The organism is Mesoflavibacter sp. CH_XMU1404-2, assembly GCF_037029465.1.
Lineage (GTDB): Bacteria > Bacteroidota > Bacteroidia > Flavobacteriales > Flavobacteriaceae > Mesoflavibacter.
This window is the reverse complement of sequence record NZ_JAYMEM010000026.1, coordinates 188,434-212,926: the sequence shown is the minus strand read 5'-3', so window position 1 is coordinate 212,926 and position 24,493 is coordinate 188,434. Positions and strand designations below refer to the sequence as shown.

Sequence of the window (24,493 nt, the reverse complement as noted above, 5' to 3'; positions counted from 1 at the left end):
TTAAGAAAAGCATAACAACTCAATCAAATCGTTAAAAAACACATAAACAGGATAAAACAACATTATTCTTTATTTATTAATTATTTAATCAATTTAAAAGGATATAATATTAACTTAAAAAAAAGGCTATCTATAATTAAGATAGCCTTTTTGTGTTATATATGTAAAAAATAATTATTTCTTAATAACTTTTACTGTCTTAGTTGCATTACCAACAGTTACTTTTACAAAGTAAGCTCCTGCTTGTAAACCAGACATATCTACAATATCTGTCATTGCATTTGGCGTACTTCTGTAAACTTCTTGTCCAACCATGTTGTAAACAGAAACATTATTTATCTCTTTTTGAGCAGATAAGTTTAAGTTATTGTTTACTGGGTTTGGATAGTAAGTAAAAGCTATTTCTTGATCAAAATCATTAGTTGAAAGCGAACTACATGAAACACTAAATTCAAAAGTACTCCCTGTAACAATCCCATCTGAAACTACATAGAATGAAATTTCTCCAGTTGTAGACTCATAAGAACCAACTATACTTCCTGATCCTGAATCTATAATATTTCCTGTTCCATCTGCACTATCTACTATAAACCAATCATCATAACCGATTTCTGTTGATCCAGCTGTAAATGTTAAAGTAATAGTATCTCCAGGTACGCTAGATGCAAATGAATTTAAACTAGCACTTAAATTGCTATTATTTGTATAAGTGAAAGACCCTGAAGATCCACAACCTTTATAAGTACTAAAAGTATATGGTCCAGCCCAAGCACTAGTATCACCTCCACAATCTGCTTGAACATAATATTCATAATCATTATCTTCTGCTAGACCTGTTAATGAATGTGGATTAGTTACTCCTGTTGCAGTAGCTGTTCCTGTTACAGTTCCTCCTGCTGTTACATCTACTAATTCTATATTCCAAGACGTTTCTGTTCCGCCTGCTGTCCAGCTTAAATCTGCTGAAGAAGAAGTGACATTAGAAGCTGTTAAAGCACTAGGTTCTATACAGCTTGGGATTGGTTCTACTACAAATTCATCAAAATAAATATAATAACCATCTAAACCTCCAGATGGTACATGTATTGCTATAAATACATCTCCTGTGTAACCACTTAAGTCTATTGGTGTTATCTCTGTTTGGGTTGTACTTGAAACTTGAGTTAATGGTAGTAATTCTTCAGTAAAATCTGTAGGTGTGCTTCCTAAAGTAGATAAAACTACTCTATAATCATTTGGCTCTGAAGAACTTCTTGCTCTTACACTAAATTTTAAACGTTCATTACCTGTTAATGTAAATTGAGGAAGCACTAAATAATCATCATTATTACCTGAATTAAAATCTGTATATAGTCCTGCTGTTGTTGATCCTCCTACTCCATAAGTTGTATACGTTCTCCAGTAATCTGTATCTCCATTATTGTTAATATAACTCCAACAATTAGGTAAATCTGGTGTAGAAACTGACTCAAAATCTTCTGTCCATGGATATGAAGTTATTGGATTACATAATGTTGTAAGAGCAAATGGACCTTCCCAAGCACTAGTATCTCCTCCACAATCTGCTTGCACGTAATATTCATAATCATTATTAGCTGTAAGACCTGATAATGTGTATGGATTTACAACTCCTGTTGCAGTAGCTGTTCCGGTTACCGTTCCTCCTGCTGTTACATCTACTAACTCAATATTCCAAGACGTTTCTGTTCCTCCTGCTGTCCAACTTAAATCTGCTGAAGAAGAAGTGACATTAGAAGCTGTTAAAGCACTAGGTTCTATACAGCTTGGGATTGGTTCCCATACTACATCATCAAAAGAAGCATAATTATATGTACTAGTACCAAAAGTTACTTTTATTGCAAAATAATCATCTGTATTTGGTGAATCAAAATAAATTGTTTTCTGTTCCATTGTTGTACTCCAAGCAAGAGATTGTATAGTAGTAAATGTTGCCGAAGAGTTTGGATCGGTCATACTTCCAACTTCAATTGAAGTAATAGTTGCAGATGCCTCCATAAAAAATGAAAGTCTGTGCGTACCAGCAGACATATCAATTAATTGAGGTGAAATGATATAATGTTCAGCACTAGAAGTTCCGCTATTACCCGTTCTTAAAGCTCTTGTTCCCGTATTAGTATCTGATGAAGACACATAAACATAACCTCCAGAGCCTCCTATGTTTTCTGACCAACAATTAGCATCTACATTAGTTGAGAAGCTTTCAAATCCTTCTGTAAAACTACCTACAGCTTCACACGCAGTTGTAAAAGCGAAAGGACCTACCCAAGTACTAAAATCTCCTCCAGTACAGTCTGCTTGTACATAATATTCATAATCATTGCTAGCTGTAAGACCTGTTAAAGAATATGGATTAGTTACTCCAGTTGCTGTTGCTGTTCCTGTTACTGTTCCTCCTGCTGTTATATCTACTAACTCAATATTCCATGAGGTCTCTGTTCCTCCTGCTGTCCAACTTAAATCTGCTGAATTGGTTGTTATATTATTTACCAATAATGTATTTGGATCAGGACAAGAAGGAGGTTCTGGAACAATAATCTCAAATGATGCTTCTAATTCATCTGCAGGTGCTTCCCAAGATGGACTACTATCAACTGTACTTGAATCACTTGGTGAAACTCCACCATTATCACCTATTACAACTCCATAGGCAGAGACTTCAATAGTTGTTCCATCCCATCCATCAGAATATCTATCGTAGCAGTTTACATAGTATGTCCCAGGAGCAATATCTACGTCTAGGTCTATTAATCCTTCACCGTTACCATAACTTCCATCTCCTTGTCCCCATACTTGTGTACCACCTCCATCAATTTCTGTAGTTATATTAACCCACTTTTCTGTAGGAAAATTCCCGCCACTTGTTGTGATATGAATTGTGCTTTGAGCAAAACCTTGACCAGCAAATGCTAAAACAAAAAACATAAAAAGTAAAAATGTATTTTTTTTCATTTTATAAATTAATTTAGTTAAATTTTAAATTATCCCTTAAATGTATCAAATAACCGATAACAATAACTTAACATTAGACTTCTTTCGTTTAAAAACACATAAAAAAGCTTAACTACATTAAATTGAATAATATGAAATATTTTTTATAAAAAAACGTCTTACCGAAGTAAGACGTTTAAAGTATTTATATTTTTTTAAGGTTTTTATTGCTCGTTATCTACAAAAGCTTCCATTACAGCATCACTTACTCCCATGTTGCTAAATCCTCCATCGTTATATAGGTTTTGTAAGGTTACTCTTTTTGTTAAGTCACTAAATAAAGTTACTGTATAGTTTGCACAGTCTAAAGCTGTAGCATTTCCTAACGGAGACATCTTTTCAGCGTAAGCGATAAATCCATCAAATCCTTTTACACCTTGACCTGCTGTTGTTGGTGTTGGAGATTGAGAAATTGTATTTACTCTTACTTTTTTATCTCTTCCGAAGAAATAACCAAAACTACGTGCAATACTTTCTAAATAGGCTTTGTTATCTGCCATATCATTATAATCTGGAAAAACACGTTGAGCTGCCATATACGTTAAAGCTACGATGCTTCCCCATTCGTTCATTGCGTCTTTTTTATACAATGTTTGCATTGTTTTATGAAAAGACATCGCAGATACATCTGTTCCTTTTTGTGTCCAATCATAGTTTTGGTCTGTATAAGCACGTCCTTTACGTACATTTACAGACATGCCTATAGAGTGAAGTACAAAATCTATTTTTCCTCCTAAAAGTTCCATAGATTTTTCTACTAAATTTTCTAAATCTTCTAAAGATGTTGCATCTGCAGGAATAATATGAGAACCTGTTTTGCTTGCTAACGCATCTATTTGTCCCATACGCATTGCTATTGGCGCATTTGTTAGAACAAACTCTCCTCCTTCTTCATGTACTCTTTCTGCTGTTTTCCAAGCTATTGAATTTGGATCCAATGCTCCAAATATGATTCCTTTTTTTCCTTTTAATAAATTGAATGACATATTACTACTTTTTTGAATATTTATAATCTAGTTCGTATTTGATTACCTTTTTGGTTTTATCAATATTAGGTCCAAAATTAATAAAACTTTAAATGTATTACTGCTTTTTAATGTTCAATTCTGCAATAAGAATTCCTTTATTGTCAAACCAAAGACCTTCTTTATAGGTAATAACTCCATATTGGTTGTGGTAAAATTGGTCGCCTGACTTAAGATTCTGATTATCCGGAAAAATATAATCTGGTATACACTCTCCATCTATAATTGTATGCGCTACATCACAAGGATCATCACTGCAACTACTCAATACAATTAAAATAAAACTACAAAAGATTATATAGATAATACTTTGTTTCATAAACTTAATTTAATAATTGTTTAGCGTGTGCTATTGCCGAATCTGATAACGTAGCACCTCCAAGCATTTGCGCAAGCTCTACTACACGCTCATCATAATCTAATTGTATTAAATTAGATGTGGTTACATTATTTACATCTTCTTTATACACCTTAAAGTGTGTATTCCCTTTTGCAGCAATCTGAGGTAGGTGTGTTATGCTAAACACCTGCATTTTCTGACTCATTTGCGACATGATATCTGCCATTTTATTAGAAATTTCGCCAGAAACACCTGTATCTATTTCATCAAAAATAATACTTGGTAATTTTATGTATTTTGAAAGTATTGATTTAATCGCCAACATGATTCGTGACAATTCACCACCAGAAGCTGCTTTTTTAAGCGTATTAAATTGTCCGCCTTTATTTGCTGAAAATAAGAAATCTAATTCGTCTTTACCATTAAATAAAAAGATTTCGCTTTTGTTTAAAGTAATTTTAAACTGGGCATTTGGCATACCTAATTGTGATAAAATCTCTTCTAATTGAGTAATTAATTTTGGTATAGCGTTATTACGTTTTTTAGTAATTATTGCAGCTTCGCTATCTAATTGCTTTACAACTGCTTTTATCTCTTTTTCTTTATTTAAAATGTCTTTATCAACATTTTCTGTAGCTTCTACCTTTTGTGCTAATTGTTCTCTAATTTCGATTAGTTCTGGTATGGTCTGCACAATATGCTTTTGCATTAGATTGTTGATAGCAGATAGTTTTCCTTCAACTTCTTCAAGACGTTTTGGATTAACATCTAATTCTGATTGAAAACGTTCAACTTCTGTCGCTACATCATCCAATTCAATTAAAGTACTATTGACGCGTTCTGACAAGTCTTTATAATTAGCAGAGATTAACGCTAATTTTTGCATCGTGTTTTTTACTTCTCTTAAATTGGTCAAAACACCTATTTGCTCTTCGCTTAACAGTTGGTTTGCAGTTTCTAATTTTTCTTGAATAGACTCTACATTACTCAACACTTCAAATTCTTCTTCAAGTTCTGCTAATTCATCTGGTTTTAGATTTGCAGCAACTAATTCGTTTAATAAAAACGAATTATAGTCGTGTTCTTTTATAGCTTCCGCTTGAAATTGTTGCAGTTGCTTTAATTCTTTTTGAAGTAATTTATATGCTTTTAAATATCCTTTATAAGTCTCTAAATTTTCTAGAGTTTCTGCTAAAGCATCAATAACTTGAAACTGAAAATTATCATCTGTTAACTGTAATGTTTCGTGTTGTGAATGTATATCGATTAACTTTTCACCCAATAGTTGAAGACTACTTAAATTTACAGGAGAATCGTTAACAAACGCTCTAGATTTTCCTGAAGGCAAAATTTCTCTACGTATTATAGTTTGTGCTTCGTAATCAAGATCTTCTGCTGTAAAAAGTGACTTTAAATTATAGTTTGAAATATCAAAAGTGGCTTCTATTATGCATTTTTTTTCAGTATCTCTTAAACTTGATAAATCTGCACGTTTACCCAAAATTAGTGATAAACCACCTAAAAGAATAGATTTACCTGCACCAGTTTCACCAGTAATAATGGTAAATCCGTCATTAAAACTGACCTGTAATTGATCTATTAATGCGTAGTTTTTTATGGATAATCCAGTTAGCATATTTTAATTTGAAAATAATAAAGTTGAAAACTAAATCTTAACCGTGAGTTTTAAAACTTAATGTTTCGCCATTTAGACGAGTGCATTGGCGCCACTTTATTTAGTGTATCTACCAAGTCTACGATATCTACACTAGGACCACTTGAAAATACTTGCTCAATTTCTTCTGCTTTTGCATCAAAAAATATTCTTGCTAAATAAGAATTTGGTCGTCTTCTATTCATTTCTTTGAAATTTAAAAGCGCTAAAGCTATTTCGTTTTTAGCATCTTTTAAATTAGCACTCATTTGATCCAAACCTCTTCTGTGGTAATTGTACATTACCTCTCTAAACTCTTTATAAGTCGGAGACATCAGGTTATCTATTAAGGCAAATCTACTTTGCAAACCATCTTCTAACTTCCAACCAGAATATCCTGTTTGCTGTGAAAAGTTACTAATATTTTGTGCTTGCTTAAAATAAGTATCGCCACCATTCATCTTAAAAGAATCTGCATCCATACCCAAAATCATGTACACATGAAATGATAATACCGAAATTAAATTAGACACATATTGATTTGGGTTATAGATCAAGTTTTGAAACTCGACATACTCAAAAGAAAAGTCTTCATCGTTAATGTTATAAACCGGTGTTGTATAAGTCGAACCAAATACTGGTCTAGACGACTGTATTTGTAATGTTGCGCTGTAATTATTACCAGAATATTCGTTAATATTTATAACCAAATTACAGTTAATTCTCTCTTGTGGTTGAAATGTTTTATTAGTCCATTTTGTGTTAGAAATAAACTCTTTCAACTGATTTTCTAGAGTTTTAAATTGCTGTAAATTTTCGTTACCTGTTAATTGTGCATTTACAACAACATTAGCGTTAAACTCTTGTGCAAACATTGAAACATTACAAGTAATTAAGAATAAAAAAATAAAAATATTACGCATTCAAAGCTGATATTATGGTGTTTAAAATGTCTTTAGCAACTTCGGTTTTAGATTTTAATTCAAAAGTATTAATCGTTTCGTTTTTATCTATTAACGTTACTTTATTAGTATCTGATTTAAAACCTGCACCTTTGTCTTGTAACGAATTTAATACAATTAAATCTAAATTCTTTCTTTTAAGCTTGCTTTTTGCATTTTCAATTTCATTGTTCGTTTCTAAAGCAAAGCCAACTAAAAATTGTTGTTCTTTAATTTGTCCTAAAGACGCTAAAACATCTTTTGTTTTTTCTAATTCTAAGGATAACGTAGATTCTTCCTTTTTTATTTTTTGAGTTGCTACTTCTTTTGGTCTGTAATCTGCAACTGCTGCTGCTGCAATAGCAATATCAACAGATTTAAAATAGTTGTGCGCCGCTTCATACATATCCTGTGCACTTACAACAGGTACAACGGTAATTAAGTTATGAGTTACCTTTTGATGTGTTGGACCAGAAATTAAAATAACTTCTGCGCCTAAATTTGCTGCTGCTTTAGCAATCTCGAAACCCATTTTTCCTGAGGAATGATTACCTATAAATCGAACAGGATCTATAGCTTCATAGGTTGGACCTGCTGTAATCATTACTTTTTTTCCGTTTAAGGGAAGTTCGTTTAAAATATCTTTTTCTATAAACGAAACAATATCTTCAGGTTCTGCCATTCTACCTTGTCCTACTAATCCGCTAGCCAATTCGCCTGAAGTTGCAGGAATCATAACATTACCAAAGGATTTCAGTTTTTCAAAAGAATTTAAAGTAGATGGATGTTTGTACATATCCAAATCCATTGCTGGCGCAAAATACACTTTACATTTAGCCGACAAATAGGTTGCTAATAACAAATTATCACAAGTCCCATTTGCCATTTTTGATAAGGTATTTGCAGTTGCTGGAGCAATGACAAAATAGTCTGCCCAAAGACCTAATTCTACGTGGTTATTCCATGTAGCGTTTTCGTCTTCTTCGTCTGTAAATGTAGAGTAAACTGGATTTTTAGAAAGTGTGGATAATGTTAACGGTGTTACAAAATCCTTAGAAGCAGGTGTCATGACTACTTGTACATTGGCACCTGCTTTTATAAATTGTCTAACTAATGTAGCTGTTTTATAAGCAGCAATACCAGCGCTTACGCCTAACAGTATATTTTTGCCGCTTAAAATTGACATTAGTTTATTATTTGTTGTCTTCTTCTGTATTACGGTAGTAGATTTTTTCGTCTAACCACTCTTTTACCGCTAAAGCATGTGGCTTTGGTAATTTTTCGTAGAATTTAGAAACTTCAATTTGCTCTTTGTTTTCAAAGATTTCTTCTAAGCTATCATTGTAAGTTGCAAACTCTTCTAACTTTTCTATTAATTCTTTTTTGATTTCAGAATTAATTTGCTCAGCTCTTCTTGATATAATAGAAATTGCTTCGTAGATGTTATTTGTTTGTGCATCTACTTCATTTCTGTTATACGTTACTGTAGATGCAGGAGCATCGATTTTTTTTAAATCCATAATATTAGCTATTTGTACTATATTGTTCTAATTGTTTATTAATGTCTTCGTTCATTTTTTCTGCATCTTCAATAAACTCAGACTGTGCGTATAATTTTTTAAAAGCACTATAATAAGATTTTGCTTTTTCTAGACGTTCTTGTCTTTTACTTTCAACACTTTTTGTTGCTAATTGGTAAGCTGAATCAAATCTGTAAAATAAAGCTTTTTCGCGTAAGCTAGACCCAGGAAAATCAACAATAAAATTATCAAAAGATTTTATTGACGCCTGATAATCTGAAATATGATTATATTGTTTCGCAATACTGTACGCTTTAAGTTCTAGCTTATATTGTAACTCTTTAACCGTTTTGTTAACCTCTGGCATATAGCTAGAGCTTGGGTAAAGATTAGCAAAAAGTTGTAATTTTTCTAGAGCATTTTTTGTTTCGTGTTGATCTTTAGAATATACTGGTGATAATGCTGCATAACTAATTGCACTTTTATAATATGCTTCTTCTAGCTTTTCGCTTCTTGGATATGCGGTTACAAATCTTTCAAATTGATAACCTGCTAAATAATCCTCTCCTGTTTCATAAAAAGTATTTGCATATAGATACATTAACTTTTCTGCTTGAGGTTTACCTCTGTAAGAAGGCACAATTTGAGTAAATAAACGGTTGGCTTTGTTATACTTACCTTCGTTATATAATTGTTCTCCTAACTGAAATTTTGCAGCAATATCTTCAGATTTTAATACCTTTTGATATTCACTACAAGAACTTAATAAAACAGATGCGACTAAAATGTAAAATAAATGCTTCATAAAATTTTAACGAAGCGCAAAAATACGCTATTTAAATGGATTTTAAAAATATAATTTAAACGCTAAAGTAATCGTTAGATTATAGTTTAAAATAGGTTTAAGCATTATTTAACTTTTATAAAATGCTGAAACAAAACTTTCTATCTTTTCTGTTAATTCTGAAGACGCTTCAACCAAAGGTAATCTTACTTTATCAGAACATAAGTCTAGAGTTTTTAAAACTGCTTTGATACCTGCTGGATTGTTTTCAGAGAAAATTAAATTTATAATTTCCATTAACTTAAAATGAATTTCAAAAGACTCCTTAGCTTTTCCTTCTAATCCTAATTGAATCATTTTTGAAAATTCTTTTGGAAATGCTTGACCAATAACAGAGATTACTCCTGCTCCTCCAGCCAAAACTACACCTAAAGCTAAATCGTCATCTCCTGAAATTACAGAGAAATCTTCTGGTTTATCTCTTAATAATTCATAATACTGCTGAAGGTTGTTACCTGCTTCTTTTACTGCTACTATGTTTTCAAAATCATTAGCCAATCTCAAAACTGTTTTTGGCTCCATGTTTTTTGCTGTTCGTCCAGGTACGTTATATAAGATAATTGGTACTGGGCAAGCTTCTGCAATAGCCTTAAAATGTTGATACATGCCTTCTTGCGTAGGCTTTGAGTAATATGGAGACACAGATAAAATACCTGCAAAATCAGATAAATCTGTTGCATTAATTTCTTCAATTACTGCAGCAGTGTTATTTCCTCCAATACCTAAAACTAATGGTAATCTGTTAGCGTTAGCTTCTTTTATAGTTTTTATAATCTCCTTTTTTTCTTGTTTGGTAATTGTAACGCTTTCTCCTGTTGTACCACTAATTACTATGTAATTTGTACCGTTTTCTACGTTAAAATTTACAATCTTTTTTAATGCTTCATGATCTACCAATCCATCTTGGTTATATGGTGTCACAATTGCAATTCCTGTTCCTAAAAAAGGGTTATTCATAACTATAATTTATTTAATATTCGTAAATATTTAACCAACTCTTTTTCAAAAGTTGACGTGTCTTTTATATCTGTTTTAATGACTAAATCGTTAGTATTTGATTCTTCTAGAATACCTACTTTAAACTTTGCTTCACTTGTTGCAGTAGCAAAAATTAAAGGAAGTTTATCTGAAGTATAATAACTAATTAACAAGTCATTTTTTTTATTAAGAAATAATTTTAAAGTTTCGGTTTTTACATTTCCTTTCCAACCTAAATCTTTTCTAGAAAATGTATTTTGATAAATACTTTCGGTTTTAGATTTTTGATTAGTTAAGGCAATAATTTGAAAATTTTCGGTTTTCACCTCTAAAACATCTTGCAATTTATTAATCCAATTAAGGTCTAAAAATTCAGAATCATCTACAATAACGCCTACTGTTTTGATTTTGTTATTGTTAGAAATCGTCACTCGATTTTTAACACATTTATCAATGTAGTTTTTATTAGTTTTTTCTTTTAAACCTTTTAAAATCATTTATCTTTATTGCTTTGATGCAAATGTAGTAATTGTATCATGAATTTAACTTGAAATTTTTCAACTTTATTATGCAAAATAAATCCTTTGTTCTCTTAGCTCTTTTTTGCTTGTTCTTCTCTTGCAAACAAGAGTATCATTTAAACAAAATTGAAGGTAAACAAATCCCTATATCAGACAGTATTGCTTTAGATACAGAGATTGACGAGTTTATAAAACCTTTTAGAGACAACCTAGAAAAAGACATGAGTAAAGTGTTGTCTTACGCACCAAAAACTTACCACAAAAAAGATGGAGATTTCAATACTGCAATAGGTAATTTAATGGCTCATATTGTTTTAGAAGAAGGCAATCCTATTTTTAACCAAAGAACCGGTAAAAATATTGACATGGTTTTATTAAATCATGGTGGAATTAGAGCTGCTATTAACAAAGGAAATATTACTACAGAAACAGCTTTTCAGGTAATGCCTTTTGAAAATAGTATAGTTGTTGTTGCTTTAAAAGGACAACAAATGGATAGTTTAGTTTTTTATTTAAGCAGAGCGAAAAAAGCGCATCCTATTGAAGGACTCAAACTAACACTTGACAAAAATTACAATGTTAGTGAGGCTCTTATAAACGACCAAAACATAGATGAAAATAAAACTTACTATGTTGCTACTAATGATTATTTATACAATGGTGGCGACAATATGACTTTTTTCAAAACTAATGATACAGTCTATACTTTAGATTACAAAATTAGAAACGCAATGATAGACTACTTTAAAAAAGTAGATACTATAAACCCAACAATAGACGATAGATTTACTCAAATAAAATAAACATGAAACGTAGAGATTTTATACAACAAGCCACAGCAGCAACAGCATTAGCTACTATTGGAGGATACGGATTTTCTTCGTTTGCTGCAGGAGATTCTACTAAAAAAATCACCATTTTACATACTAATGACGTACATAGTCATATAGATCCTTTTGGTCCTGATGATGCCCGTAATGCTAATCAAGGTGGAGTTGCAAGACGTGCTACTTTAATCGAAAATATTAGAAAAGAAAACCCTAACACCTTACTACTTGATGCTGGTGATATTTTTCAAGGTACACCGTATTTTAACTATTATGGCGGTGAATTAGAATTTAAACTTATGAGTAAGCTTAAATATGATGCTGCAACTATTGGAAATCATGATTTTGACAATGGTATTGACGGACTTTATGCACAGTTACCACATGCCAACTTTCAGTTTTTAAGTGCTAATTATGATTTTTCAAACACAGTAATGGATACTCATGTTAAACCATACCAAGTGTTTATTAAAGACGGAATTAAAATTGGTGTTTTTGGGTTAGGTATTAAACTAGAAGGTTTAGTAGACCCAAAAATGTACAAAGAAACCGTATACAAAGATCCTATTGAAACGTCTCAAGAAATGACACGCATTTTAAAACAACAAGAACAATGCGATTTAGTCATTTGTTTATCTCATTTAGGCTATTACTACAGCAAATTCCCAGAGAAAATAAGCGATTTAAACCTTGCTAAAGCTACAAAAGACATAGATTTAATTATTGGTGGTCATACACATACGTTTTTACCAAAGCCAACAGTAGCACAAAATTTAGAAGGTAAAAATGTTTTAGTAAATCAAGTAGGCTGTTATGGAATAAACTTAGGTAAAATTGATTTCTATTTTGATGCGGACAAAACTAAATCTGCTAACGGAACTTCAATTATCGTCTAATAAGTCTTCTTTTTTTCACCTCTAACAAAGTGTAAAAATAGATAAAACCAAAACCTATCGCCATAAGAAGTAAATAACCAATTCTTAAAAATATTTCTGCGGTTATAAATACGTAGGCTACTTGTATCATTTCAGAAAAAACAATACAAACACAAGCTAAAAACAACAACAAAGCTTGCTTGCTTTCATTATGTAAATAATATAATAATGAAATTGAAAGCATTAATAAAATTAGCACGTTATAAACTACTTCAATAAAGAAAATAAAGGTAAAAACTTCAACAGTTTCATCTTGTAAAATCATTTCATTTAAAGTATACAAAATATACAAGTTGAAGACTAATAGTATGATTAGATGAAGTTTAAAATTCTTTAATAGTTTTTTAAATTTTATGCCTTTTAAGAAGAAAATTATTAAACTAGAATAAGCTACCATTATACAAATGTAGGATGCATAATAATAAAGCATTTCTGAAGTTATAAACCACAGTTTTAATATCTCTGAGAGTGCAAAACCAACCAAAAAGATAATAAATAATATATCTTTTTTACCTTGATAAACAGAGTAAAAAACTAGAAGTGTAGGTAAAATTAAAATCCAAGCAATTTCTGACAGAATTTTTATCTGAAATAAATTACCAAAGATTGTTAACACAACCAAAGTAACAAGCACCAATGATATGGTTTTGTATTTGCTTAACTTCATTAAATGTAGATTGGGACAGCAAATATACACCAAAATACATTTAAACCAAATAAAAGTGTTTTTAATCGATGTTTTTAAGTTTAATTATTAATTCATTCGATATTAAAATACTATTAAAAGGTGTCAAATTTTTATATAAATATTATTTTTTGTTAAAAAAATAAACAATTATCAATAAAAATTATTTTTTACATAAAATTCAATAAAATTACGGTTTTAACCACAACAAGCTATAATGCAAGTAATTTCTTTCTAATTTAACATCTGTAAAAAGGCTTCTTCGCTAATAATCTCTACACCAAGCTTTTCGGCTTTTTCCTTTTTGCTTGGCCCCATTTTATCACCTGCAACAACATAATTTGTTTTAGATGAAATTGAAGAAGACACTTTTCCGCCATTATCTTCAATTAATTTTTTTAGTTCTGTTCTTGACACTTGATAAAAGACACCTGAAACGACAAAGATATTTCCTTCTAATTTATTGGTTTGATTAGCTAGCTTTTCTGCTGAAATTTCCAATTGAACTCCATAACTTTTCAATCGATTAATGATTTGCTGATTTTCTTCATTTAAAAAGAAGTCGACTACACTTTCTGCTATTTTGGTTCCAATTTCATCAACATTCACTAATTCTTCAATACTTGCATTTTGTAACCCTTCAATAGATTTGTAATGTTTTGCCAGTTTTTTAGCAACAGTTTCGCCTACAAAACGAATACCGATTGCAAACAAAACACGCTCAAACGGGATTTGTTTTGAAGCCTCAATACCTGCAATTAAATTATCGGCACTTTTTTCTGCCATTCGCTCTAACGGAAGAATTTCTTCTTTAGTTAATTCATATAAATCTGCAAAGTTATTGATCAATCCAGCATTAACTAAAAGCGCAACGGTTTCGCCACCTAAACCTTCAATATCCATTGCTTTTCTTGAAATATAATGCTGAATTCTTCCAATAATCTGTGGTTTACAGCCATTATAATTTGGACAGTAATGCTTTGCTTCGCCTTCAATACGTTCTAAAGGTGTATTACATTCTGGACAATTAGTAATGTATTCTGTTGGCTTAGAACTAGCTGGTCGTTCTTCTAAATTAACCGCAATAATTTTAGGAATAATTTCGCCTCCTTTTTCTACATAAACCGTATCTCCTACTCTAATATCTAGTTTTTCAATTTGATCTGCATTGTGCAAAGAGGCACGTTTTACAATGGTTCCTGCCAATTCGACTGGCTCTAAATTAGCAACAGGTGTAATGGCGCCAGTACGCCCAACTTGATAAGTAATTTCGTTTAAAACAGTACTTACCTGCTCGGCTTTAAACTTATACGCCATCGCCCAACGTGGCGCTTTGGCGGTAAAACCTAACTCTTCTTGTTGGTATAAACTATTAACTTTTACAACTACTCCATCGGTCTCGTAAGGTAAATCGTGTCTGGCGTGATCCCAATGGTTTATAAATTCAAAAACTTCATCTATTGTATTGCATAGTTTTGATTCTTTTGGCGCTTTAAAACCCATTTGTCTGGCGCGTTCTAAGCTTTCAAATTGTGTTGTAAAATTGAAATTACTACCAACCAAACCATATAATAAACAGTCTAACGGACGTTTTGCAACTTCTGCGCTATCTTGTAGTTTTAAACTTCCAGATGCTGTGTTACGCGGATTTCTATATGGTTCTTCTCCATTTGCAATGCGTTCTTCATTCATTTTATTAAATCCATCAAACGGAAGCACAATTTCACCTCTAATTTCGAATTGTTCAGGAAATGGTGGTTTTAATTGTAATGGTACTGAATTTATAGTCTTTACATTTGCTGTTACATCATCACCTTGTACACCATCGCCACGTGTAACAGCTTGCACTAAAGCTCCATTTTTGTAAGTTAAATTTATAGATGCGCCATCGTATTTAAGCTCGCAAGTGTATTGCACATCACCATCTACCAACTTTTTAATTCTAGTTTCCCAATCTTTTAAATCGTCTAAAGAATACGAATTATCCAAACTATACATTCTGTGTGCATGTACAACAGTATTAAAGTTTTTAGTCACTTCGCCACCAACACGTAAGGTTGGAGAATTTGCGTCGTAAAACTCTGGATGCGCTTTTTCTAACGCTTGTAATTCTTTAAGTTTTACATCAAACTCATAATCGCTAATCGTTGGATTATCAAGTACGTAATAATTATAGTTATGCTGACGAAGCTCGTCACGTAGTTGGGTTATTTGTTGTTCTATATTCATTTGTTTGTCACTTGTTCTTTATTTTAGCATACCGCAAATCATTCTATCCTTTCCAAAAAGATCTTGCTTTAACTGAATGTTTTTAAAGCCAAATTTTTCTAAAAGCGCCATCATTTCTTTTCCAAGATATTCATTTATTTCAAAATACAATTCGCCATTTGGTTTTAAATTTTTAGTCGCAAATTGTGTAATGGCTCTATAAAATATTAATGGATTATCATCTTCAACAAACAATGCTAAATGTGGCTCGTGGTTAAGCACATTGTCTTGCATTTGCTGCTTTTCTAATTGTCTAACGTATGGCGGATTGGAAACGATGATATCAAATTTGGTTGCTGAATCAAGTTCAGAATCGCAGATTTTTAATATATCATTTTCAATAAAATTAATGTCTACTTGGTTTAATTCTGCGTTTTTATTTGCAATTTCTAACGCTTTCGCAGAAAAATCTATCGCAGACACATTAGCATTTGGTAATTGTTTTGCCAAACTAATAGCTATACAACCTGTTCCTGTACCAATGTCTAAAATATTAAATTTATTATCACCTTCTTCAAGCATAGGAATACTTTTAGCAGTGGTATTTGATAAAATCAATTCAACCAACTCTTCAGTTTCTGGTCTTGGAATTAATGTGTTTTCATTTACATAAAATGGCAAACCATAAAATTCAGTTTGTCCAATAATGTATTGTATTGGCTCATGATTTTTTAAGGCTTCTAAAGCACTTTCGTACTTTAAAACAAAGTCATCTTCAATAGTCAACTCTGTGTTTAAAGCTAAATCTATACGTTTAATAGCATTGTAGTATTCTGTAAGCATAAAGAAAAAATTTTGCACTTCTTCTTTACCGTAAATCGCATCTAAATGCTCGTGAAATTTTTGTTTTAAATCTTTTAACTTCATTAAACTAAAACCATTATAAATCTTTCAACATCCACACGCCACAATTAAAATGACCGGTATCACCTAAAGGTCCATCTAAAAATTTAAAACCATTCGTTTCATAAATATGTATAGCTTCTTTAAGTTCTGGAATAGTTTCTAAATACGCGTTTTTAAATCCATAAGATTTAGCAGTTTCTAGGCATTTTAAAAATAGTTTTTTGCCATAACCTTTTCCGCGCAAGCGATTAGAAAAATACATTTTTTGAATTTCGCAAACTTCGTTTTGTGCATTGTTAAGTGGTTTTAATCCGCCGCCACCTTCAACTTTTCCATCTACAGTTACCACAAAATACACTTCTCTATCGCCTGAGTAAGACTCAAACATTTTTGGCGTTTCGGCATCTGCGTAAGCTGTACCAACTAAAGGCAAGTTGTACTCTATAAAAACTTCGCGAATTACAGCTTCCATTTGCTTATTATCTTCTGATTGGATTTCTCTTATTTCAATAATCGAATTACTCACTTTAAAATGCTATTTTTACACAAATTTTTAGAGGTTGAAGATACAACAAACCTAATCACAGAGCAATGAAGAAAGCGTTATTCTTATTAACAATATTGGCTTGTTTTTTTAACTGCACAGTTAACGAAACACCAGAATTTATTGGCGTAAATACTATTGAAGTCGAAGATTCTAATTCTAAGTTTATTACGCTTAAAGCGGAAGCAGAATTTTTAAATCCTAATGATATTGGCGGCACTTTAAAAACCGATGATCTTAAAATAATTATTAATAACAACGAAATCTCTTCTGTTACTACCGAAAGTTTTGAAGTGCCTAAAAAAGATAAATTTACCATTCCGTTACGCGCAAAAATTCCAACTGACAGTTTATTTAGTGATAAAAATTTAAGCAGTCTTTTAGGTAGCTTATTAACTAAAAACATGAAAGTACAATACGTTGGTGATATTGATTATAAAATTATGGGATTTTCGCATAAATACCATGTAGATGTTATTGATAATGTAAAAATCAAACTATAATTTGAACGATCAATTATACATACAACGCGCTTTACAAATTGCCAAAAATGGATTAGGAACAACACGTCCAAATCCAATGGTTGGTTGTGTTATTGTGGTTGATGAAAAAATTATTGCCGAAGGTTTTACAAGCGCTTATGGCGGTAATCACGCCGAAGTAAATGCTATAAATAAAGTAGCCGATAAAAATTTGCTGCAAAAAGCAACACTTTATGTAACCTTAGAACCTTGCAGCCATTACGGAAAAACGCCACCTTGTAGCGATTTAATTATTCGTCACAAAATCCCAAATGTTGTTATTGGTTGTGTAGATGATAATCCTGAAGTTGCAGGAAAAGGCATTAAAAAATTAATGGAAGCTGGTTGCAAAGTTAGAGTTGGCATTTGTGAAGAAGATTGCAAAGCGCATCACAAGCGTTTTTTTACATTTCATAATAAAAAACGACCTTATATTATTTTAAAATGGGCAGAAACCGAAGACGGTTTTATCGCTCCAAACCAAAGAGATAAACAAGCTCCAGTTTGGATTACAAACACATTTTCTAGACAGTTAGTACACAAATGGCGCGCCGAAGAACAAGCTATTTTGGTTGGTACAAATACAGTTTTACAAGACAATCCTACGTTAACCGTACGAGATTGGACTGGCAAAAATCCAACACGAATTGTATTAGATAAAAACGAAAGTTTTGATAAAACTTTTTCAGTTTTTAATGATGAAGCTGAAACCTTGACTCTAAAAGCGACAACTGCAAAAGCTATTTGTGACCAATTATTTAAAGCTGAAATAAACTCAGTAATTATTGAAGGTGGCGCAAGAACATTACAACTGTTTATTGATGAAAATCTTTGGGACGAAGCTCGAGTTTTTAAAGGAAAAACAACATTTAAATCTGGTGTAAAAGCACCAAAATTTAATGGGCAATGTATTGAAACGTCTCATATTTTAGAAGACATGTTTTCTATTTACAAAAACGAAAACAATTAATAAATGATTAAAACCATCATATTTGATTTTGGAGACGTATTTATCAATTTAGATAAAGAAGGCGCTTTAAAATTAGCTTTAGAAAAATTTGAAATTGACAGTTTAGATGAAGAACTTCAATCTGTAAACGCTTTGTATGAGCAAGGTTTAATATCTACAGATGAATTTTTAGAATTTTACGCAGATAACTTCCCTAAATTATCTAAAGACGAATTAAAATCTATATGGAATTTCATTTTAAGTGATTTCCCAGAACATAGACTACAATTTATCAAACAATTAGCAAAAGACAACAATCATCAATTAATATTGTTAAGTAACACTAACGAGCTTCATATAGATTACATTAAAAAGAATGTATCGTTTTATGAAGACTTTAAAAATTGCTTTGACCAATTTTATCTGTCTCACGAAATTAATTTAAGAAAACCCAATGCAGATATTTTCAATTTTGTATTGACTGAAAACAATTTGAAAGCAGAAGAATGTCTTTTTATTGATGACACTTTAGAAAATACACAAACTGCAGAACAATTAGGAATTAATGTTTGGAATAACAATCCAGCTACCGAAGATATTGTTGATATTTTTACAATTAAAAAGGAGTTGTTTTAATGTATTTACTGCTTAGCATATTAGCTTCAACATTAATATTTATCATTTTTACTTTAGTAGGAAAGTATAAAACAAATACGCTGCAAACTATTGTTTTTAACTACTTTACTGCGTTTAGTTTTGGTGTTATTAGTTACAGTCAGCCAATACATACTCAGGACATTATACAATCTAAATGGTTTTTGGGCGCAATTGGTTTAGGTGTTTTATTTATTTCAATTTTTAATGTCATGGCTTTAACTGCACAGCGTAACGGAATTTCAGTTGCGTCTGTTGCCAGTAAAATGAGCGTAATCATTCCCATAATATTTGGACTTTTTGCTTATAATGAAAGTTTAGGTTTACAAAAAGCAATAGGTATCTTATTAGCATTGGTTGCTGTATATTTAGCGTCGGTTAAAAAACGCACTGAAACTGGTTTTGCATTAAAAGGACTTTGGCTTCCGTTATTGTTATTTTTTGGATCTGGCGTTATTGATACATCCATAAAATATATCGAAACTAATTTTATTCCTGATGGCGATATCCCAATATTTTCGGCATGTATATTTATGATGGCTGGATTAATTGGTGTTGGCTTTATTTCCGCGAAAGCGATACAAAAACAATTCACTTTTGATAAAAAAGCGATCCTTTCTGGATTTATTTTAGGTATAGTAAACTACTACTCTATTTACATGTTATTAAAGGCTTTAGATGCCGAAAATTTTGAAAGTTCGACTATTTTCACTGTTAATAATGTAGCTATTGTAATGCTTTCAACCTTAGTAGGATTGTTATTTTTTAAAGAGAAATTATCTACAAAAAACTGGACAGGAATTGCCATTGCAATTATATCTATTATATTAGTGACTTTAGCTTAATTTATGGAAAACGACACTTACAAAACCATTGTAAAACCTAATGACGAAGTACTTTTTAAAGACAAAAACTCTAAGTTTTTTGGGTATGCATTTCCTGTAAAAAATGAAGATGAAGTTAAAGCGCACATCGAAGATCTAAAAAAACAGCATCATAGCGCCAGACATTGGTGTTACGCTTATCAAATCGGATTTGAAGAGCCTGATTTATTATACCGTGCTAATGATGATGGAGAACCTAATAATAGTGCTGGAATGCCAATTTATGGTCAAATTCAATCTTTTGAAGTTACTAATGTTTTGATAGTGATTGTGCGTTATTTTGGAGGTGTAAAATTAGGTGTTGGCGGTTTAATAAATGCTTATAAAACCACAGCACAAATGGCTTTAGAAGCTTGTGAAATTGTAACCAAAACCATAAATATAGACTTTTTAATCACGTTTGATTATAAAAACATGAACAAAGTCATGCGTGTTATTAAAGAGAAAAATCTAAATATTACTAATCAAAAATTAGAGCTGGATTGCCAAATTACTATTTCTGTAAGAAAAAAAGAAGCTAATACAATAGCTTCAATTTTTGAAAGTATTTACGAAGTGAATATTAAAGAATTAAAAGATTAACTCTCTAATGCTTCTAAAAAATATTTTGGCGGACGTGTTGGTCTTTTTGTTTTCATATCCATAAATGCCAAAACGACTTCTGCAGTACATAATAATTCGTCATTTTGATTGGTTAATTCGTACTCAAATTGCACCAAAGCAGTAGGTTGTTTTTTAAGTTGAGTTTTTACTTTAATAACATCGTCATAAAGCGCAGATTTTTTAAAATTTATTGATAAAGAAACTACAGGCAAACCTATGCCTTCTTCTTCCATACTTTTGTAAGAAATTCCTAACTTACGAAGCCATTCAATTCTTGCCATTTCTAGATATAATGCGTAATTACCGTGATGAACAACACCCATTTGGTCGGTTTCTGCATATCTAACTCTTATTTCAATTTCATCTGGTTTTATTGCCATTTAATCAATATTTTTTTGTAGTTTAGAAATCTGGTTTAACATGAGAAAAAAAAACTAAAAATTCAATACCATTTGATTTTTTTTTTTAGAATTTTGTTCACATATTTGTCCAGCTGTAAATCTAAAGACTTTTTCCCTAACTCTTAAGGTCTTTTTTTAACTAACAATAAAACAACGTTTAATAGTATTATGAGTGTAACTGCGCAATCGGTCTGGAATAACTGTCTACAATTTATAAAAGATAATATCCAACCTCAAGCATACAAAACATGGTTTGAACCTATAGTTGCAGTTAAGCTTACAGATAATGCTTTAAGTATTCAGGTACCTAGTAAATTTTTCTATGAGTGGCTTGAAGAACATTACGTTAAATTGTTAAAAGTAGCACTTACTAAAGAGCTTGGTGCTACAGCAAAGTTGGTTTACATTATTAAAATGGAAAACACTTATGGTAACAAACAACCTTTTACAGAAAAAATTCCAAGTACAAATAGAAGCGCTGTAAAATCTCAAGATGTTGATGTTCCGTTAAACAATAAAAATCCTGAATTAAAAAACCCTTTTGTAATACCGGGAATTAGAAATGTAAAGATTGAATCTCAACTAAATCCTAATTACAATTTTGACAACTTTTTAGAAGGTGATTCTAACCGTTTAGCAAGAAGTGCAGGATTAGCTGTATCTGCTAAACCAGGTGGTACATCTTTTAATCCACTATTAGTTTTTGGTGGAGTTGGTTTAGGAAAAACTCACCTAGCGCACGCTATTGGTGTAGATATCAAAGACAAATATCCAGAAAAAACTGTTCTTTATATTTCTGCTGAAAAATTTACACAACAATATATAGACTCAGTAAAGAAAAATAACAGAAATGATTTTATACATTTTTACCAATTGGTAGATGTGTTAATCATTGATGATGTACAATTCTTATCAGGAAAATCGGGAACGCAGGATGTATTCTTCCATATATTTAACCATTTGCATCAAAACGGAAAGCAAGTTATTTTAACAAGTGACAAAGCGCCCGTAGATATGCAAGATATTGAACAACGTTTATTATCTCGTTTTAAATGGGGATTATCTGCAGAGCTACAAACACCAGATTTTGAAACTAGAGTTTCAATCTTAAAGAATAAATTATACAGAGATGGTGTTGAAATGCCTGACGATATTGTAGAATATATCGCAAAAAATATAAAAACCAATATTAGAGAACTTGAAGGCGCAATAATCTCTTTAATTGCTCAATCTTCTTTCAATAAAAAAGAAGTGAATATCGAGTTAGCTAAACAAGTGGTAGAAAAGTTTGTAAAGAATACAAAACGCGAAGTATCAATAGATTATATACAAAAAATTGTATCAGATTACTTCCAAATGGATGTAGATACTTTACAATCTAAAACAAGAAAACGTCATATTGTACAAGCTAGACAATTAGCTATGTTCTTTGCTAAAAAGTTTACTAAAGCCTCTTTAGCAAGTATTGGTTCTCAAATAGGAAAGCGCGATCACGCTACAGTATTACACGCTTGTAAAACAGTTGATAACTTATCTTCTACAGACAAGCAGTTTAGAAAATACGTAGAAGATTTAACTAAAAAGCTTTCAGTATAATTTACAATTACCATGACTAAAATTTTAATGGTTTGCTTAGGAAACATTTGTCGTTCTCCTCTAGCTGAAGCTGTTCTAAAATCAAAATTAGATTCTAATTTTACAGTTGAATCTGCTGGAACAGCTGCTTATCATGTTGGTAATAAACCAGATCCAAGGTCTATAGCAGTTGCTAGACAAAATGGATTAAATATAACTAACCAACGCGCAAGAAAATTTACTAAACAAGATTTTGAAGACTTTGATATTATTTATGCAATGGATAACTCAAACTATCAAAATATTATTGCTTTAGCAGAAAACAATCAGCAAAAAGAAAAAGTAAAACTAATTTTAAATGAAAGTTTTCCTGATAAAAACTTAGATGTACCTGATCCTTATTATGGTGGTGATAAAGGTTTTGAAAATGTTTACAATATGCTAGATAATGCTTGTGAAATTATCGCAAAACGAATAAATACATCATCATAATTTGTTATTTTTAGGATTATGAATAAAGGAAAACTCTATTTAATTCCGAATACATTAGGAGAAAACAATCCTTTTGATGTATTACCAACACAAGTAAAATCTATCATTGATAGTTTAGATACTTTTATTGTAGAAAACTCAAAAGCAGCTAGAAAATTTATAAAAAGTATTTCTCCTGAAAAATCGCAACCTAGTTTAACGCTTTTCGAATTAAATAAACATACACAACCTGAAGATTTACCTAATTTTATAAAACCTTGTTTAGAAGGAAAAACAATTGGTCTATTATCAGATGCTGGTTGCCCAGGTATTGCAGATCCTGGTGCCGATATTGTAAAATTAGCACATCAAAATAATATAAAAGTTATTCCGTTAGTTGGTCCTTCTTCTATATTACTCGCTATGATGGCTTCGGGTATGAACGGACAATCTTTCGCTTTTAATGGTTATTTACCAATCGATAAAAATGAAAGAAAATCTGAAATAAAAAGACTAGAACGCATTAGCAAAGACTATAATCAATCTCAATCTTTTATTGAAACGCCTTATAGAAACAATAAAATGTTAGAAGATCTTTGTAATACATTAAGTAATGATTGCTTAATTTGTGTTGCTTGTGATATTACTTTGGATACAGAATTTATCAAAACACAAACTGCAACACAATGGAAAAAAAATAGTGTTGACCTACATAAAAGACCAACACTATTTATAATTCATAAGGAATAATATTGTTAAGCTCTTCTATGCTTAACTTTAACTTTTTTTAACGGTTTGATAGATGAAGTATCATAACCAGAAAACTTTTTCATGTAATATCTTATAGAAGTACCAAATGCATCAGAAAACCCATTTTGACCATAACTTCTTAGATATTTTTTTACACTTCCTGGTCCTGCTAAATGTGCAGCAGCAAGAATACCGGACTCTGTAATTACTACACCATTCATCTTTTTTCCAACAAATCTTTTAATATCTCTTCGTAACACCCATTTATTACGTTGTGCATTAGCAATAAATGCTTTTTCTTGTAATTCTGGAGTTTTCAAAAACATATTTGAATCATAAATACCTATTAATTTTAAGGTACTTTTTCCAAATTGGTATTTGCCTAAATACCCAAATTTGTTAACTCTAAAATAGTTGTTTTGAGATTCTTTAAAACCTAATGCCTCTTTAAAACCTGCAAAAGATTTTCCTAAGTGCAGTGTGTAATGTTCTTTTACATCGTAAAAAGCAATGTCATGAGAAATACCAGTGCTTTCTATTGTTTGTGACCCATCATTTAAGATGATATTGTCGTTATCATTGTTGTAAAATACAACTGCTAATAAAATTGATATTGTAAGTACTAGCGATAATAACTTTCCAATATTTGTTTTCATTGTTTTTGATTTATAACCAAATCTACAAACGCAGATACGATTAAAATTTCAGCGTGCAAATATACAATAAATTATTTAATACTGAAAATCAA

The 24,493-nt window shown here is 31.1% G+C and carries 26 protein-coding genes; 10 read left to right on the top strand and 16 right to left on the bottom strand.

Features of this window, described 5'->3' with window-relative positions; all coding sequences use genetic code 11:
- Positions 1 to 174 precede the first annotated feature (174 nt).
- The 10 genes from WA327_RS09420 to WA327_RS09375 all read right to left on the bottom strand — a co-directional run bounded on the left by WA327_RS09420 (position 175) and on the right by WA327_RS09375 (position 10,808).
- On the bottom strand, positions 175 to 2,970 hold the full coding sequence (locus WA327_RS09420) for a T9SS-dependent choice-of-anchor J family protein (protein WP_336069041.1): 2,796 nt from the start codon (positions 2,968 to 2,970) through the stop codon (positions 175 to 177).
- A 203-nt stretch (positions 2,971 to 3,173) separates the two neighbouring features.
- Positions 3,174 to 3,995, bottom strand: a complete 822-nt coding sequence (locus WA327_RS09415) for an SDR family oxidoreductase (RefSeq protein WP_336069039.1) — start codon at positions 3,993 to 3,995, stop codon at positions 3,174 to 3,176.
- Between the two features lie 97 nt (positions 3,996 to 4,092).
- Entirely contained in the window at positions 4,093 to 4,353 is a 261-nt protein-coding gene (locus tag WA327_RS09410; RefSeq protein WP_304144668.1) for a hypothetical protein, read from the bottom strand.
- Between the two features lie 4 nt (positions 4,354 to 4,357).
- Entirely contained in the window at positions 4,358 to 6,010 is a 1,653-nt protein-coding gene (gene recN, locus WA327_RS09405; RefSeq protein ID WP_336069033.1) for a DNA repair protein RecN, read from the bottom strand.
- A 50-nt stretch (positions 6,011 to 6,060) separates the two neighbouring features.
- Positions 6,061 to 6,951, bottom strand: a complete 891-nt coding sequence (locus tag WA327_RS09400; RefSeq protein WP_336069031.1) for a DUF4835 family protein — start codon at positions 6,949 to 6,951, stop codon at positions 6,061 to 6,063.
- Entirely contained in the window at positions 6,944 to 8,155 is a 1,212-nt protein-coding gene (gene coaBC / locus WA327_RS09395) for a bifunctional phosphopantothenoylcysteine decarboxylase/phosphopantothenate--cysteine ligase CoaBC (protein ID WP_336069029.1), read from the bottom strand. Before coaBC ends, WA327_RS09400 begins: the two co-directional genes overlap by 8 nt.
- A gap of 7 nt (positions 8,156 to 8,162) precedes the next feature.
- Positions 8,163 to 8,489, bottom strand: coding sequence for a DNA-directed RNA polymerase subunit omega (locus WA327_RS09390; RefSeq protein WP_027878752.1), 327 nt, complete (start codon positions 8,487 to 8,489; stop codon positions 8,163 to 8,165).
- Positions 8,490 to 8,493: 4 nt separating this feature from the next.
- Positions 8,494 to 9,294, bottom strand: coding sequence for an outer membrane protein assembly factor BamD (locus WA327_RS09385; RefSeq protein ID WP_336069024.1), 801 nt, complete (start codon positions 9,292 to 9,294; stop codon positions 8,494 to 8,496).
- Between the two features lie 108 nt (positions 9,295 to 9,402).
- Positions 9,403 to 10,290: a 4-hydroxy-tetrahydrodipicolinate synthase gene (dapA, locus tag WA327_RS09380; protein ID WP_336069022.1), complete on the bottom strand. Its 888-nt coding sequence runs from the start codon at positions 10,288 to 10,290 to the stop codon at positions 9,403 to 9,405.
- Between the two features lie 2 nt (positions 10,291 to 10,292).
- Complete coding sequence (locus WA327_RS09375; RefSeq protein ID WP_336069020.1) at positions 10,293 to 10,808, bottom strand: DUF6913 domain-containing protein; 516 nt, start codon at positions 10,806 to 10,808, stop codon at positions 10,293 to 10,295.
- A gap of 71 nt (positions 10,809 to 10,879) precedes the next feature.
- Here WA327_RS09375 and WA327_RS09370 point away from each other — a divergent pair, with 71 nt between their 5' ends.
- Positions 10,880 to 11,635, top strand: a complete 756-nt coding sequence (locus WA327_RS09370) for a 5'-nucleotidase C-terminal domain-containing protein (RefSeq protein ID WP_336069018.1) — start codon at positions 10,880 to 10,882, stop codon at positions 11,633 to 11,635.
- Between the two features lie 2 nt (positions 11,636 to 11,637).
- Positions 11,638 to 12,555, top strand: coding sequence for a metallophosphatase (locus WA327_RS09365; protein WP_336069015.1), 918 nt, complete (start codon positions 11,638 to 11,640; stop codon positions 12,553 to 12,555).
- Here WA327_RS09365 and WA327_RS09360 read toward each other — a convergent pair.
- The 4 genes from WA327_RS09360 to WA327_RS09345 form a co-directional block, all read right to left on the bottom strand.
- Positions 12,545 to 13,261, bottom strand: a complete 717-nt coding sequence (locus WA327_RS09360) for a hypothetical protein (protein ID WP_336069012.1) — start codon at positions 13,259 to 13,261, stop codon at positions 12,545 to 12,547. The genes WA327_RS09365 and WA327_RS09360 overlap by 11 nt on opposite strands.
- Before the next feature lie 252 nt (positions 13,262 to 13,513).
- A complete protein-coding gene (gene ligA / locus WA327_RS09355; protein ID WP_336069009.1) occupies positions 13,514 to 15,508 on the bottom strand; it encodes an NAD-dependent DNA ligase LigA in 1,995 nt (664 codons plus the stop codon).
- A gap of 18 nt (positions 15,509 to 15,526) precedes the next feature.
- The gene (gene prmC, locus WA327_RS09350) at positions 15,527 to 16,414 is read right to left on the bottom strand and encodes a peptide chain release factor N(5)-glutamine methyltransferase (protein ID WP_336069006.1); all 888 of its coding nucleotides are present in this window, start codon (positions 16,412 to 16,414) and stop codon (positions 15,527 to 15,529) included.
- 13 nt (positions 16,415 to 16,427) lie between these two features.
- Entirely contained in the window at positions 16,428 to 16,919 is a 492-nt protein-coding gene (locus tag WA327_RS09345; RefSeq protein ID WP_336069004.1) for a GNAT family N-acetyltransferase, read from the bottom strand.
- Positions 16,920 to 16,984: 65 nt separating this feature from the next.
- On the opposite strand from WA327_RS09345, the gene WA327_RS09340 reads away from it, so the two are divergent.
- From WA327_RS09340 to WA327_RS09320, 5 genes are read left to right on the top strand one after another with little or no spacing between them, the layout of a single operon-like run.
- Positions 16,985 to 17,440 carry a hypothetical protein gene (locus tag WA327_RS09340; RefSeq protein WP_336069001.1) on the top strand — a complete coding sequence of 152 codons (456 nt, stop codon included), beginning with the start codon at positions 16,985 to 16,987 and terminating at the stop codon, positions 17,438 to 17,440.
- Position 17,441: 1 nt separating this feature from the next.
- A complete protein-coding gene (gene ribD / locus WA327_RS09335) occupies positions 17,442 to 18,428 on the top strand; it encodes a bifunctional diaminohydroxyphosphoribosylaminopyrimidine deaminase/5-amino-6-(5-phosphoribosylamino)uracil reductase RibD (RefSeq protein WP_336068998.1) in 987 nt (328 codons plus the stop codon).
- Positions 18,429 to 18,431: 3 nt separating this feature from the next.
- Positions 18,432 to 19,043 (top strand): HAD-IA family hydrolase, encoded by a 612-nt coding sequence (locus tag WA327_RS09330; protein WP_336068996.1) that lies wholly within the window; start codon positions 18,432 to 18,434, stop codon positions 19,041 to 19,043.
- Positions 19,043 to 19,906 (top strand): EamA family transporter, encoded by an 864-nt coding sequence (locus tag WA327_RS09325; protein WP_336068993.1) that lies wholly within the window; start codon positions 19,043 to 19,045, stop codon positions 19,904 to 19,906. The genes WA327_RS09330 and WA327_RS09325 overlap by 1 nt, the downstream gene beginning before the upstream one ends.
- A gap of 3 nt (positions 19,907 to 19,909) precedes the next feature.
- Complete coding sequence (locus WA327_RS09320; RefSeq protein ID WP_336068990.1) at positions 19,910 to 20,527, top strand: YigZ family protein; 618 nt, start codon at positions 19,910 to 19,912, stop codon at positions 20,525 to 20,527.
- On the opposite strand, the gene WA327_RS09315 is transcribed toward WA327_RS09320, so the two are convergent.
- Positions 20,524 to 20,928 carry a thioesterase family protein gene (locus WA327_RS09315; RefSeq protein WP_336068986.1) on the bottom strand — a complete coding sequence of 135 codons (405 nt, stop codon included), beginning with the start codon at positions 20,926 to 20,928 and terminating at the stop codon, positions 20,524 to 20,526. The two genes, WA327_RS09320 and WA327_RS09315, sit on opposite strands and share 4 nt — an antisense overlap.
- Before the next feature lie 189 nt (positions 20,929 to 21,117).
- On the opposite strand from WA327_RS09315, the gene dnaA reads away from it, so the two are divergent.
- From dnaA to WA327_RS09300, 3 genes are read left to right on the top strand one after another with little or no spacing between them, the layout of a single operon-like run.
- On the top strand, positions 21,118 to 22,545 hold the full coding sequence (gene dnaA, locus WA327_RS09310; protein WP_336068983.1) for a chromosomal replication initiator protein DnaA: 1,428 nt from the start codon (positions 21,118 to 21,120) through the stop codon (positions 22,543 to 22,545).
- A gap of 12 nt (positions 22,546 to 22,557) precedes the next feature.
- Positions 22,558 to 23,016 (top strand): low molecular weight protein-tyrosine-phosphatase, encoded by a 459-nt coding sequence (locus WA327_RS09305; RefSeq protein ID WP_336068980.1) that lies wholly within the window; start codon positions 22,558 to 22,560, stop codon positions 23,014 to 23,016.
- Positions 23,017 to 23,034: 18 nt separating this feature from the next.
- Complete coding sequence (locus tag WA327_RS09300) at positions 23,035 to 23,745, top strand: SAM-dependent methyltransferase (RefSeq protein ID WP_336068977.1); 711 nt, start codon at positions 23,035 to 23,037, stop codon at positions 23,743 to 23,745.
- Positions 23,746 to 23,750: 5 nt separating this feature from the next.
- On the opposite strand, the gene WA327_RS09295 is transcribed toward WA327_RS09300, so the two are convergent.
- Positions 23,751 to 24,401: a peptidoglycan-binding protein LysM gene (locus tag WA327_RS09295; RefSeq protein WP_336068974.1), complete on the bottom strand. Its 651-nt coding sequence runs from the start codon at positions 24,399 to 24,401 to the stop codon at positions 23,751 to 23,753.
- Positions 24,402 to 24,493: the final 92 nt, after the last annotated feature.